The following is a 13928-nucleotide window of genomic DNA, read 5'->3' as shown; positions in this document are numbered from 1 at the left end:
ATGAATTTTTCTCAGTTTTTTATTCATCGACCTATTTTTGCAGCGGTTTTATCTATTCTTATTTTTATAGGGGGTGCCATAGCTATATGGCAGTTACCTATTACAGAATACCCAGATGTAGTACCCCCCACGGTTGTTGTTACAGCTAACTACCCAGGTGCAAATCCTAAGGTAATAGCCGAAACCGTGGCGACAGTGCTTGAACAAGAGATAAACGGCGTAGAAAACATGCTGTACCAGTCATCGCTTGCAAACTCTGCCGGCACCATGACATTAACAGTCACCTTTGCGATAGGGAGCGATCCCGACGAAGCAACTACCTTGGTACAAAATAGGGTTAATAGAGCAATACCTCGCCTACCAGAGGAAGTACAAAGGCTAGGTGTAGTCACCGAAAAGTCATCACCCAACCTTACCCTCGCGGTACACATAACTTCGCCTACAGGGCGATACGACAGTTTGTACCTGTCTAATTATAGCGATCAATTTATAAAAGATGAGCTAAAGCGCATTAATGGCGTGGGCCAAGTACGTGTATTTGGCGCAGGCGATTACAGTATGCGTGTGTGGCTAGAGCCTAACAAATTAGCGGCGCTCAATTTAAATCCAAGTGATGTAGTCAATGCTATTCGCTCGCAAAATCAGCAAGCTGCGGCAGGAAGCCTAGGCGCACAACCCATAGGCACCAGTGAATTTCAATGGCTTATCAATGTAGAAGGGCGCTTAATAGAGCAAGATGAATTTGAAGAAATAATCGTAAAAACGGGCGATAACGGCGAAATTACACTGCTAAAAGATGTTGCTAGAGTAGAGCTAGGTGCAGATAGTTATACCCTTAGGCCACTTCTTAATAATGAATCAATTGCCGCTGTGCCTGTTTTTCAAGCGCCAGGCTCTAATGCATTACAAATTTCTGACGATGTGCGCGCTAAAATGGCTGAACTATCGGCGCTATTTCCAGAGGGTATGAGCTATGAAATAGTGTATGACCCTACCGTATTTGTAAGGGGCTCTATTGAAGCCGTAGTCGATACATTATTTGAAGCGGTTTTATTAGTTGTGTTGGTCATCGTGCTGTTTTTACAAACATGGCGAGCATCTATTATTCCGCTAGTGGCAGTGCCAATTTCATTAGTGGGCACTTTTGCTTTTATGCACTTAATGGGATTTTCACTTAATGCGTTGTCGTTATTTGGCTTGGTGTTAGCAATCGGTATTGTTGTTGATGATGCCATTGTTGTGGTCGAAAACGTTGAAAGAAACATCAGTGAGGGATTAAGTCCCATTGATGCAACCACTCAAGCGATGAAAGAAGTAACAGGGCCTATTATTGCCACTACTTTAGTGCTTGCTGCGGTGTTTATTCCTACTGCGTTTATGAGCGGTTTAACAGGGCAATTTTATCGTCAATTTGCTCTTACAATTACTATTTCAACAGTGCTTTCTGCCATTAACTCGCTTACGCTGAGCCCCGCGCTGGCTGCATTATTACTCAAACCTCATGGGCAAGACAACGATTGGTTAAGTCGTGCCATTAATAAATTATTTGGCCGTTGGTTATTCGCGCCTTTTAACAAAATGTTCGATAAAGCCTCGGGTAAATACACAGGAGCCGTTGGCCGAATAGTGCATAAGGGCGGCATAATTGGTGTGCTATACGTTGGTTTACTGGCCTTAACGTGGCAGCAGTTTGAAAATACGCCAACAGGGTATGTTCCGCCGCAGGATAAAATGTATCTCGTCGCTTTTGCGCAATTACCTAATGCAGCATCGCTAGATCGCTCTGAAGCGGTGGTTCGCCAAATGTCAGAGATAATCAGGGCGCACCCAGGCGTTAGTGACGCCGTCGCCTTTGCAGGTTTAAGCATTAATGGTTTATCTATAAACCCAAGTTCGGGGATGATGTTTACACCCTTAGAGCCGTTTTCAAAGCGGCAGGGCCCGCGCATGTCGGCAGCTGAAATAGCGGAAGATTTAAATAAACAACTTAGTCAAATAAAAGGCGCTAATGTTGCTATATTTCCGCCTCCTCCAGTAAGGGGAATGGGCACTATTGGTGGCTTTAGGCTGCAGCTTGAAGATAGAGGCTCATTAGGGTTTGACACCTTGCAGCAAGTAACAAATGAAGTCATTGCTAAGGCTAAAGCCGACCCCGCCCTTGCTAATGCGTTTACCAGCTTTACAACCGACGTACCGCAGCTAGATGTAAAGGTAGACCGTAAAAAGGCACTAAGCTTAGGGCTTGAAATAAACACCTTGTTTGAAGCGATGCAAGGCTATTTGGGCACAGTTTATGTGAACGACTTTAATTTATTTGGTCGCACGTATCAGGTAAATGTGCAGGCAGATGCACCCTACAGAGAAGATGTAGAGCAAATTAAGCAATTAAAAGTGCGCAATAAAAATGGCGATATGATCCCCCTTGGCGCAGTGCTTAGTATTGAGCATAGTTTAGGGCCAGATAGAGTAATGCATTATAACGGCTATGTAACGGCAGAGGTTAACGGCGTACCCGCACCAGGGTATAGCTCTGACCAAGCTAAAGCCGCAATAGAAAAAATACTCGATGAAACACTGCCAATGGGTATTGCGTATGAGTGGACTGACATAACCTATCAGCAAATTTTAGCGGGCGATACTTCAATGTATGTATTTCCACTTATTGTATTGCTTGTATTTTTGGTTTTAGCAGCGCAGTACGAAAGCTTACGTTTGCCGGTCGCTATTATTTTAATTGTGCCTATGACATTGCTAAGTGCGCTGATTGGTGTGGCTATTTATGGTGGTGATAATAATATTTTCACCCAAATTGGCCTAATCGTGTTGTTTGGACTTGCCACTAAAAACGCTATTTTAATTGTTGAGTTTGCAAAAGAGCTGCAAGATACAGGTATGGATGCATTTAATGCCATTAAAGAGGCGAGCCGGTTGCGATTACGGCCAATATTAATGACCTCAATAGCATTTATTATGGGGGTTGTACCTATGGTGTTCTCATCGGGAGCAGGCTCTGAAATGCGCCAAGCTATGGGCGTTGCGGTATTTTCTGGCATGATAGGCGTAACGGTATTTGGCTTAATACTTACACCTGTGTTTTATTATATACTTAAACGCAGTGGTAAAAATTAAACCGACAAAAAAGCCCTTAGCAACTTAATTGCTAAGGGCTTTTTTAATGCGTTTTAAAAAGTAATTATTTTACTTCTTTACCTGCAGCTTGTTGGTCAGCGTGATAGCTTGAACGAACAAATGGGCCAGAGGCAGCATGCGTAAAGCCAATTTCATCAGCGTATTCTTTCAGTGCGTCAAATTCCGCTGGTGGCACGTAACGTTTAACTGGCAAGTGATGCTTAGAAGGCTGTAAGTATTGGCCAACGGTAAGCATGTCAACGTTATGCGCACGCAGGTCACGTAATACTTCTTCTATTTCACTAATTTCTTCACCTAGGCCAACCATTAAGCCAGACTTAGTTTTTACCTCTGGGTGCGCTTCTTTAAAGCGACGAAGTAATTCTAACGACCACTTATAATCGGCACCCGGGCGCGCAAGCTTGTACAAACGCGGGGCAGTTTCTAGGTTGTGATTAAACACATCAGGTGGCGTTTCAATTAAAATCTCCAGAGCACGGTCCATACGACCACGAAAATCTGGCACTAAAATCTCAATGGTAATGGTTGGGTTGTGCTTACGGATTTCGCGAATACAATCGGCAAAATGCTGTGCGCCGCCATCACGTAAATCATCACGGTCAACCGAGGTAATAACCACGTAGCTAAGCTTCATGTCTTTAATTGTCAGTGCAAGCTTTTCAGGCTCTGCTGCATCAGGTTTTAGTGGGCGACCATGGGCAACATCACAAAATGGGCAACGACGAGTACAAATAGCACCTAAAATCATAAAGGTAGCAGTACCGTGGTTAAAACACTCAGAAAGGTTAGGGCACGAGGCCTCTTCACATACTGAGTGTAAGCCGTGCTTGCGCATAGCTTGTTTTATACCGTCGATACGCTCGGTAGATTTTGGTAAGCGAATTTTAAGCCACTCTGGCTTGCGCAACATTTCAGTTTTTTCTGTAGGTAAAACTTTAACGGGGATCAACGCCATTTTTTCTGCGTCGCGTAGTTTTACACCTGGTTCCATTTTGACTGGTTTATTCATTCGTTTTCAAACCCTTCAGTATGCTTAACCTGTGTTGCATTAAGCTTCTTTATCATGTGTTTTACCAGCCCTTCACCTGCTTGTGCTAAGTTTTGAGGGCCGTTTAATTCTTTCGTTTGCACCATGTTCATGCCAGCATAACCACACGGGTTGATGCGTAAAAACGGGCTTAAGTCCATGTTAACATTTAATGCTAATCCATGAAACGAGCAACCACGACGAACACGTAATCCTAATGATGCAATTTTACTGTCGTTTACGTACACACCGGGTGCATCGGCTTTTGCGTAGGCTTTAATATCATACTCATTAAGGGTATCAATAATGCACTCTTCAAGCCAAGTAACAAGCTCGCGCACACCGATTTTTAAGCGGCGCAAGTTAAATAATACATACATCATTTGTTGGCCGGGGCCATGGTAAGTAACTTGCCCGCCACGGTCTACCTTAATGACTTCTATGTCACCAGGGGCGAGTAAATGCTCATCTTTACCAGCTTGGCCTTGTGTAAATACACTCTCGTGCTCTACAAGCCAAATTTCATCTGGCGAGCTGTCGTCACGGGTGTCGGTATAGGCTTGCATTTTTTGCCAAATTGGCATGTAACGCTGACGGCCTAGCTGGCGTACGATTAAAGTGTTTTCGTTCACAACAAGTCTCAACTATGGCTTAAAGCATATGGCGTACGTCATCAATGTTGCTGATCACGTTGTAAATTTCTTCTATGTGTTTACCGCTTGTCACTGTGGCAACAAACGTTACCGACTCATAATTGCCTTTACTGCTTGGCTTTACTTTTGGTGCGTAGTCACCAGGTGCAATAGGTTGTAATTTAGCTAAAATTTGTTCCGTAAGGTTAACGTTTGCTAAACCCATAACTTTAAATGTGAACGGACATGGGTACTCAAGGTACTCATCAAATTTAGTATTTTTAACAGGTTGAACCACGACGGTGACTCCTCAAACAAAAAATGTTGGCTACGTGAGATAATATCAATCCGCAATAAGACTTAATCATTTTGCGGGGCTAAACGTGTTGCTACCTGCGTTAAAAATGCTCATTTAGAACAACTAAATAGCGATTTATTAGCCAAGTTATCAACACGTTTTTCCAGCCTCAAAATAGATTACTTAATTAACCGAATTGGTATAACGCTAAGCGTGACTGGCAGGTTTAGGGTGATCCTGCTTATATGGGGCGCATTCTAGCATTTTTCAAGCAAAAAAAAACGCCTCATAACAGAGGCGCTTCGTTTAACAACCCAACGACTGTCGGGTTATTTTTACGTTTACATAATTTGTAAACGTAAGTAGTCGTAAATTTTGCTAAAGAAGCTGCCTTCTTCCACTTCTTCAAGTGTTACTAGTGGGTATTGTGCAATGTCTTCGCCCTCTAGTTGTAAGAATAACGTACCTACTTTAGTGCCTTTCGCTAATGGTGCTTCAAGTGTGTTGTCTAGCTCAAAGTTAGCTTTAAGGTTTTTATGTTGACCACGTGGAATGGTAATTGGGGTATCTTCTAAAATACCTAACGATACATTTTCTTTATTACCCATCCAAATACGTTGTTCTGCAAAGCTGTCGCCTGCTTTGTAAGGTGTAATTGTTTCAAAAAAGCGAAATCCGTAGTTAAGTAGTTTTTTGCTTTCTACTTTACGTGCGCGCTCGCTTGATGTGCCCATAACAACCGCAATTAAACGCATGTCGTTTTTAGTCGCAGACGTTACTAAGCTGTAACCTGCTTCTGATGTGTGACCCGTTTTAATGCCATCAACATCTAGGCTTTCATCCCATAACAAAGAGTTACGGTTATATTGTTTAATACCGTTGTAAGTAAACGATTTTTGCTTATAAAGTGCGTACTCATCAGGTACATCACGAATAAGTGCAGCGCCTAGGGTCGCCATATCACGTGGGGTAGTGTAATGCTCGTCTGTATCTAAACCGTGGCTATTAATAAAGTGGCTGTTGCTCATGCCTAATTTAGCGGCATGGGCATTCATTAAATCAGCAAATGCGCTTTCGCTACCTGCAATGTGCTCAGCCATGGCTACACATGCATCATTACCTGATTGAATAATAATACCGTGGTTAAGCTCATCAACACTGATTTGCTTGCCTACTTCAATAAACATTTTTGACGATTCAGGGAAGTTTTTAGCCCAGGCTTTTTCGCTCACTGTAACCATATCGGTTGGTGCAATGTTACCGGCGTTAATTTCTGTACCAATTACATAACTGGTCATCATTTTAGTTAAGCTTGCAGGGGCTAGCTTTGTATCAGCTTCACCTTCAGCAATAACTTTACCTGTTGTAAAGTCTACTAAAAAATAACCTTTTGCATTAATTTGAGGTGGAGCCGGAATAATTTGGGCGCTGGCTGAAAATACGGCGGCTGTGCAAACTAAGCCGCATACACCTTTGAGGATTTTATGTTTAATTGATTTCATCATACTCATTAATGGTTAAAGTTAAAAATTCGCGTTAGTCCATCTTATACCCAAACTACCCCGAGATGCGAGCGTCGTTGGAATTAAAAACAGCTTAGACAAGGCATTGATTGTCAATAATAGTCACTCTATTGTTCAAATCAATAACGCAGTATAAATCGTTTTTAAACCACGCTTCAGGGCGTTTCACTAAGGCTGATTTTCTGTGTTGTTATTTTTTAAAAGGGATTGCCATTTAAAAAATAACACCTAGATTTTAAGCCCCAATACAACGCTGAATCCTACATTTTGGCGTGGTTTAGGTATTTGTCTTACTGAGTGTAAAGCAAGAACGCGTTTTGAAATTGGTTTTGTTTTAATTTTTTTAATACGTCTTGTGCATGCTGGGCATCTTTAATCGGGCCCAAATGCAAACGATATATGTTGTCTGCTTTTACTATATTAGTAGGTACTTGATACTGCAGGCGTAATGTAGAAGCTAATGCTTCAATATTGCTAAGCGTACTACCCGCAGCTACCTGTATATATGTTTTACGTGCAGGAATGCTGTCGAGCGTAATCGCCTCTAGCTTAACCTTGGCTGTACCGTGAGTGTAATAGCCTAATTTATAAGCAGCAGCATACGAAAGATCTATTATTCTGTCATCATGAAACGGCCCACGGTCGTTTACACGCACAATTACCGATTTATTGTTGGCAGTATTAGTAACGCGTACAAAGCTTGGCAGGGGTAAGGTTTTATGCGCAGCGCTCATGGCAAACATATCGTAAATTTCACCGTTTGAGGTATGGTAGCCATGAAACTTACGGCCGTACCACGAAGCGATCCCTTCTTCTGTATACCCTTTTTCATCAAGCATTGGCGTATAACGTTTGCCTAATACCTCGTAGGGGCGACTAGCACTGGCACTTTTTTTAACATCCACCACAACGGCATCTTGCATTTCAAGTGCGGTTGGCGCGCGTAAAGGTGCGGCATCGTGCTCCATATGATAACGACTATTAGAGCCGCTACTACATGCGCTTAACATAAATATTAAGGCTGAAATAAATAACAGCTGGGTAGGCTTATTCATTATTTTAAAAGCATCCTTTTATCTGTCGCAATTGACATAATAATGCCAAATCCGGCCATTAACGTCACCATAGAGGTGCCGCCATAACTAATAAGGGGTAAAGGTACACCTACAACAGGCAACAAGCCCGATACCATGCCTATATTTACAAAAATATAAACAAAAAAGGTGAGGGTAAGGGCGCCGGCCAATAATTTACCAAACGCATCTTGCGCGTTTACCGCAATGTATAAACCACGGCCGATAATAAATAAGTACAGGCTTAATAAAACACATACACCAAATAAGCCAAACTCTTCACTTAATACCGAAAATATAAAGTCGGTATGGCGCTCTGGTAAAAATTCGAGTTGTGATTGCGTGCCTTGCAACCAGCCTTTACCTTCTATACCACCAGACCCGATGGCTATTTTGGATTGAATAATATGATAGCCCGAGCCAAGCGGATCGCTCTCTGGGTCTAAAAACGTTAATACGCGCTGCTTTTGGTAGTCGTGCATACCGTAGTGCCAAAATGGCCATGCTGCCAGTGCGACAATCGAGCTTAAAAAGCCAATTAAACGCCAGCTTAAACCCGATAAAAACAACACAAATATTCCTGAGCTGGCAATCAAAATTGAGGTGCCTAAGTCGGGCTGTTCTTTAATTAATAAGGTAGGCAGCATCACGATGACAAAGCCAATAATTAGGTGTAATGGACGTGGCGGAAGTTGGTTTCGGCCAATATACCAAGCCACCATCATAGGGACTGCCAGCTTCATAAGTTCTGAGGGCTGAAAGCGAGTAATGCCTAAATTTAACCAGCGCTGAGCGCCTTTTGAGCTCACGCCAAAGAGCAATACGCCCACCAACATGAGTAACCCAACACAGTAAAGGGGGATCACTAAGCGTTTAAGAGTGGCGGGGGAGAACTGTGCAAGCACTATCATGCCTATAATAGCGCCGCCCATACGGGTGATATGGCGGATCATCATGGCCGAGTCTTGGCCGCTTGCGCTATATACTATGGTGATACTGCCTGCCATCATAAGTAATAAGGCAATTAGTAAAGGTAAGTCTAAATGCATGCGCATCCATATCGAGCGCTGGGTGTTTAATACGGTCATTGCGCTGTATTCCTAGCAACTTCTATTGGGTTTGCTGCAAAATAGTAATCCATTAGCTCACGTGCAATAGGTGCACCCACAGAGCTGCCGCCACCGGTGTTTTCTACCACAATTGAAACTACAATTTTAGGGTCGTCATACGGAGCAAAACCAATATAAATCGCGTTATCGCGTTGGCGCTCCTTTAGTGATTTTGCATCGTAACGCTCACCTTGGGCAATACTCACTACTTGCGCAGTGCCTGTTTTACCCGCAGGGTCATAATTAGCGCCTTTAAAAGCACGGTGGGCCGTTCCTGTTACTTTTTTTACGGTATTGTGCATGGCATCGAGCGCGATACGCCAGTTATCAGGGTTATTAAGTACCACCGGCGGTTTTTCTTCGTTATTAATTTGCGTCACTTGGTCTTCTTTTTTAGCCACTTGTGCTAAATGCGGCGGGTGGTTTATGCCTTTATTAACCAATATGTTAGTCGCGTTAGCAATTTGAATAGGGGTGGCAGTCCAATACCCTTGGCCAATCCCCACTGAAATAGTATCGCCACGCCACCACGATTCTTTAAAGCGGCCTTCTTTCCACTCTTTTGAGGGCAGTATGGCTGTGGTTTCTTCGTGTATGTCTATTCCCGATAAGTCACCAAAGCCAAAGCGGGCCATAAAATTACTAATTTTTGTTATGCCTAAGCGGTATGCCGCATCGTAAAAGTAAGTATCGCACGACTCTTCAATCGCTTTGTAAACATCTACGTGACCGTGCCCCCAACGTTTCCAATCGCGCCATTTATGTTCAACATTCGGTATTTGAAAAAAACCAGGATCCCACACCGAGGTGCTTTCACTGACAATGTTTTCTTCAAGTGCCAGTATAGCCATATGCGGTTTTACTGTGGAAGCTGGCGCATAGCGCCCTTGAGTGGCACGGTTAATTAGAGGGCGGTCGGGGTTTAGCAGTGCTTTATAATCTTTACTGCTAATACCATGGACAAATAAATTAGGGTCGTAACTTGGGTTTGAATAAAGTGCTAATACGCCGCCATCTTTGGCATCCATTACTACAACCGCGCCGCGCATATCTTTAAGCGCATGTTGGGCTATTTGTTGTAAACCTATATCTAAGGTAAGTACTAAATCACTGCCTGGCTGTGGGGGAGTCATACTTAATGTGCGAATAACACGGCCGCGGTTATTTACTTCAACGCGTTGAGAGCCGACTTGGCCATGCAAAAGCTGCTCGTAATATTTTTCTATGCCAAGTTTACCAATATCGTGCGTAGCGCGGTAATTTGTGGCTTGGTCTTCTTGTTCTAACTTATTAAGTTCTTTGCGGTTTAGTTTGGCAACGTAGCCTAGTGCATGGGTTAGCGTATCGCCATACGGGTAAAAGCGTGCAAGGCGCGCCTCAATGCTAAAGCCCGGAAATTTATGTTGATTAACCGCAAATTGGGCCACTTCGGTTTCATCTAAGCGGGCTTTTAGTACTTGCGACTTAAAACGACGCGTATGCTTTATGTCATCAATAAAGTCTTTTTTTTGCTGCTCGGTAATCGTAATTATTTTGCTAACTTGCTCAAGCGATTTAGCTAAATCGTCGACCTCTTCAGGAATAACCTCGAGGTTATAAACGGGTTTGTTTTCAGCAAGCAGTACACCGTTGCGGTCGTAAATGAGGCCACGGTTTGGCGCAATAGGAATGACTTTAATACGGTTATCGTTAGAGCGGGTTTGATAGTCGGTGTGTTCTTCTACCTGAATGGTATAAAGATTAGAAAGCAAAATTGCCACTAAGCCTAAAACAAAAATAAAACCCACAAATGCGCGCCGTGCAAATAAGTTTGCCTCAGCGGAATGGTCGCGTATTGTGGGTCTTTGCTTAATCATAACAAGGCGTTACTCGCGATGATAAGGATGGTTGTTATTTAAGCTCCAGCCTCGGTATAGGCTTTCGGCAACAATAATACGCACTAAAGGGTGCGGTAACGTTAAGTTAGATAACGACCACTTTTGCTCAGAGGCGGCAATGCACTCAGGGGCTAACCCTTCAGGGCCGCCAATAAGCAAACTAACGTCGCGGCCATCGAGCTGCCACTTTTCCATATTTTTAGCAAGTTGGTGAGTATCAAGTGGTTTACCTGTTACCTCTAGGGTTACAATGCGATTGCCTTTTGGAATAGCGGCTAAGGTTTTTTCACCTTCGGTGTGTAAAATGCGTTTAATATCGGCATTTTTACCGCGTTTACCGGCCGGAATTTCTATTAACTCAAGCGCCATATCTTTAGGAAAACGGCGTTGGTACTCTGCAAATCCGGTTTCTACCCACGCTGGCATTTTTGTGCCAACGGCAATCATTTGTATTTTCACGTAATACTTCCAAGCTCAATTAAAAAATAGTGGCGCTTAGCCCCACAGTTTTTCTAGATCGTAATAGCTACGTGCGTGATCTTGCATCACGTGTACAACTACATCACCTAAATCTACCAGTACCCATTCGCCTTCGTCTTGACCTTCGTAACCTAAAGGTTCTTCGCCAGCGTGGCGAGCTTCTTTTGCTACGTTATCGGCAATTGATTGCACATGACGCTTAGAAGTACCCGAGCACACAACCATGTAATCGGTAATGTCTGAGCTGTCACGTACGTCTAGTTGTACCACGTCGCGTGCTTTCATATCGTCAATTTTGTCTAGTGCAAAGGCAAGTAGTTGTTTCGAATCCAAGGTATTGTCTCAATTTTAAATTTAATAGCGTGCATTTTAACATGCTAGGGGGTTTTAATCATCACTTTGATAAAGCTGGTGTTGCTTAATGTAGTGACTGACAGGTTCGGGTAATAGTTCATTATTTTTATTGGTTTTTTTTAATTGCTCTCGAATAGTGCTTGAGGCAGCATCAAGGGTCTCACCAGGTAAAAAATAAAGCTTACCAAAGTTGTGTGTGGCAAGTTGCTGTGGCGCTTCAGTGTGGGCATTACTGACATAGCTTTTAAGCGCCTTATTTGGGTTACATGTTTGCCCCGGGCGATGATAAACCACTATATGGCATAGCTGTGTAATTGCTTGCCATTCATACCATTTGTCGAGGTTATTAAACGAGTCCATGCCCATTAAAAAAAGAATTGGCGTATCTGGGTGCTCAGCTCTTAGCTCTTGTAAACTTAACAATGAGTACGAGGGCCCAGTACGATTTAGCTCTCTTAAATCAAGTGCAAAATGAGGGTAAGGGGCAATAGCGGCATTGAGCATATTAATACGGTGCGCTGTACTTATACCTGGCGCAGCTTTGTGCGCGGGAAGTGCACAGGGCATAAAGTACAACGTGGATAAGTTAAATGTATTTACACACTGTGAGGCCATATTTAGATGGCCTAAATGCACGGGGTCGAAGGTGCCGCCAAAAATTGCAATCATGTTAAAAATCTTTAGTTAAGTGCGTGGCAAGGCATTGGAATATCAAGCGGCTGGCAAAACTTAATACAAATATGGGCAAGCGCTTGGTAAGGCGCAATTAAGTTACCTTGTTTGTAGCTTGAATCAAACAGTGCAAGCTCACTGCTTATTTGCTCAAGGGTATTAATATTTAAGCGGTTAATCGCATTTTGCACTGGGCCTTGCTGGTTTTTCCAAATACCATTTTTTTTAAATAACTGTGCGATAGGCTCGCCATTTAAAAGCCCTTGCTGAATAGTGAGCAAACTGGTGAGCTCTTTATTTATAGCCCATAAAATACTCACCACTTCGGTGTTATCGCTGGCCAGTTTATTAAGTACTTTAATTGCTTGCTTGGCGTGGCCATTTAATAGGGCATCACTTAAGTCAAAAATATCAAACTTGGCTTGATTTAATAGCCCTTGCATCACAAGTTGCTGGGTTATTAAGGCATTACCATGCAGTAGCGAGAGCTTTTCGAGCTCCTGGAAACACGCTAACAAATTGCCTTCGGTAGCGTTAATTAAGCTCAATTTTGCTTCGTTTTGCATATTTAGAGAAAGGCGCGCTACTTGTTCATCTAACCAGCGTTTTAAATGATTCCCTGCAAGCGGGTAGCACGGTACAAATACACCGTGTTTATCGAGCGCTTTAAACCAAGCGCCACGTTGTACGTCTTGGCTGGCTTTAGCCCCTTTTACAATTAAAATGGTATCAGGGTTAATTAACTCGACTATTTTTTTGAAGGTATTACTTCCTGGGGTGCCAGGTTTTTGTTGGTTTAAATCAAGCTCAATTATAGTGCGCGCACTAAACAAAGACATGCTTTGATATTGAGCTATAATTTCTTGCCAATCAAACCCTTGCATTAGGGTAAATTTAATTACCTCATCAAAGCCTTGGGCTTTTGCCGTGTCGCGTATTTGCTGCACACATTGCGCTTCTTGAAACGGTTCTTCACCAAACACTAAATAAAAGGGTTTTAAACCTTTATTTAATTCACTCGGTAACTGATTAGCATAACAGCGCATTATAGTTGCGACAGCTCTCTAACAATACGACTACTGGCTTGCTTACGAATTTCGCTAATAAGCAGCTCAAGCTCTTTTGCTTTTGCAAGTGCGTGATCGGGGTCGTCTTGGTAGTTACGATAAAGCTCAAAGCGTTTTTCTATGGCTTTTTCGCCTGGGCGTTTAACAACATAGCTTACCCCGTAGGCAAGCTCGTATTCAGCCACCTGACCATTTTGAAACAACGACAAGGTTTGGCGCTCAATACTTTCTTTGCGTAAGTAAAGCTGGGCAACATTTTTAGCCGAAGGCGTCAGTTCTACGTTACTGGCTTTAAGCTCTTTTTTAAGGTTTAAAAATAACGATGATTTTTCATCATCACCTTTAAGTGTAAGCGTTTTAAGGTTATCAGGCAGGCTCGAGGCTTTCTTTAAATGAAAGCCACAGCTAGATAACACAAAACACATTAGCACTAAGGCTAATGTGTTTTTAAGGGTGTTAAAGCTAACCATTTAGTTAGCTACCACGTTAAGTAGTTTACCCGGTACGTAAATAATTTTACGAATGGTTGCGCCATCAGTAAATTTAGTTACGTTAGACTCAGCAAACGCAAGTGCTTCTACCTGCTCTTGTGTTGCATCGGCCGCTACAGTTAGCTTAGCGCGTAGTTTGCCATTTACTTGGACGATGATTAATTTTTCATCTTCA

The 13928-nt window shown here is 42.8% G+C and carries 13 protein-coding genes and 1 pseudogene; 1 reads left to right on the top strand and 13 read right to left on the bottom strand.

What is annotated here, in order from left to right:
• Positions 1 to 3157: pseudogene (locus B4F91_RS14885) on the top strand (efflux RND transporter permease subunit).
• A 36-nt stretch (positions 3158 to 3193) separates the two neighbouring features.
• Here B4F91_RS14885 and lipA read toward each other — a convergent pair.
• From lipA to B4F91_RS14820, 13 genes are all read right to left on the bottom strand, one after another.
• Positions 3194 to 4159, bottom strand: coding sequence for a lipoyl synthase (gene lipA, locus B4F91_RS14880; protein ID WP_004585911.1), 966 nt, complete (start codon positions 4157 to 4159; stop codon positions 3194 to 3196).
• Complete coding sequence (lipB, locus tag B4F91_RS14875) at positions 4156 to 4809, bottom strand: lipoyl(octanoyl) transferase LipB (protein ID WP_004585912.1); 654 nt, start codon at positions 4807 to 4809, stop codon at positions 4156 to 4158. The genes lipA and lipB overlap by 4 nt, the downstream gene beginning before the upstream one ends.
• 19 nt (positions 4810 to 4828) lie before the next feature.
• Positions 4829 to 5107, bottom strand: a complete 279-nt coding sequence (ybeD, locus tag B4F91_RS14870; protein ID WP_024033764.1) for a DUF493 family protein YbeD — start codon at positions 5105 to 5107, stop codon at positions 4829 to 4831.
• 341 nt (positions 5108 to 5448) lie between these two features.
• Positions 5449 to 6609: a serine hydrolase gene (locus B4F91_RS14865; RefSeq protein WP_004585914.1), complete on the bottom strand. Its 1161-nt coding sequence runs from the start codon at positions 6607 to 6609 to the stop codon at positions 5449 to 5451.
• A gap of 311 nt (positions 6610 to 6920) precedes the next feature.
• Positions 6921 to 7685, bottom strand: coding sequence for a septal ring lytic transglycosylase RlpA family protein (locus tag B4F91_RS14860; protein ID WP_054982217.1), 765 nt, complete (start codon positions 7683 to 7685; stop codon positions 6921 to 6923).
• A complete protein-coding gene (gene rodA / locus B4F91_RS14855) occupies positions 7685 to 8791 on the bottom strand; it encodes a rod shape-determining protein RodA (RefSeq protein WP_054982218.1) in 1107 nt (368 codons plus the stop codon). Before rodA ends, B4F91_RS14860 begins: the two co-directional genes overlap by 1 nt.
• On the bottom strand, positions 8788 to 10668 hold the full coding sequence (mrdA, locus tag B4F91_RS14850; RefSeq protein WP_004585917.1) for a penicillin-binding protein 2: 1881 nt from the start codon (positions 10666 to 10668) through the stop codon (positions 8788 to 8790). The genes rodA and mrdA overlap by 4 nt, the downstream gene beginning before the upstream one ends.
• 9 nt (positions 10669 to 10677) lie before the next feature.
• Positions 10678 to 11148: a 23S rRNA (pseudouridine(1915)-N(3))-methyltransferase RlmH gene (gene rlmH / locus B4F91_RS14845; RefSeq protein WP_004585918.1), complete on the bottom strand. Its 471-nt coding sequence runs from the start codon at positions 11146 to 11148 to the stop codon at positions 10678 to 10680.
• 36 nt (positions 11149 to 11184) lie between these two features.
• Positions 11185 to 11502, bottom strand: coding sequence for a ribosome silencing factor (gene rsfS, locus B4F91_RS14840; RefSeq protein ID WP_024033760.1), 318 nt, complete (start codon positions 11500 to 11502; stop codon positions 11185 to 11187).
• A 54-nt stretch (positions 11503 to 11556) separates the two neighbouring features.
• Positions 11557 to 12192, bottom strand: coding sequence for a nicotinate-nucleotide adenylyltransferase (gene nadD, locus B4F91_RS14835; RefSeq protein ID WP_286939053.1), 636 nt, complete (start codon positions 12190 to 12192; stop codon positions 11557 to 11559).
• 11 nt (positions 12193 to 12203) lie between these two features.
• The gene (gene holA, locus B4F91_RS14830; protein ID WP_004585921.1) at positions 12204 to 13241 is read right to left on the bottom strand and encodes a DNA polymerase III subunit delta; all 1038 of its coding nucleotides are present in this window, start codon (positions 13239 to 13241) and stop codon (positions 12204 to 12206) included.
• On the bottom strand, positions 13241 to 13732 hold the full coding sequence (gene lptE, locus B4F91_RS14825) for an LPS assembly lipoprotein LptE (RefSeq protein ID WP_004585922.1): 492 nt from the start codon (positions 13730 to 13732) through the stop codon (positions 13241 to 13243). Before lptE ends, holA begins: the two co-directional genes overlap by 1 nt.
• Positions 13733 to 13928 (bottom strand): hypothetical protein (locus tag B4F91_RS14820; protein WP_288635942.1); only part of this gene is annotated, 196 nt, incomplete at its 5' end.

Origin of the sequence: Pseudoalteromonas sp. UBA6610 (assembly GCF_002433295.1) — a bacterium.
GTDB lineage: Bacteria > Pseudomonadota > Gammaproteobacteria > Enterobacterales > Alteromonadaceae > Pseudoalteromonas > Pseudoalteromonas atlantica.
Note: the sequence above shows the minus strand (reverse complement) of the source record. Positions and strands in the feature narration are given on the sequence as shown.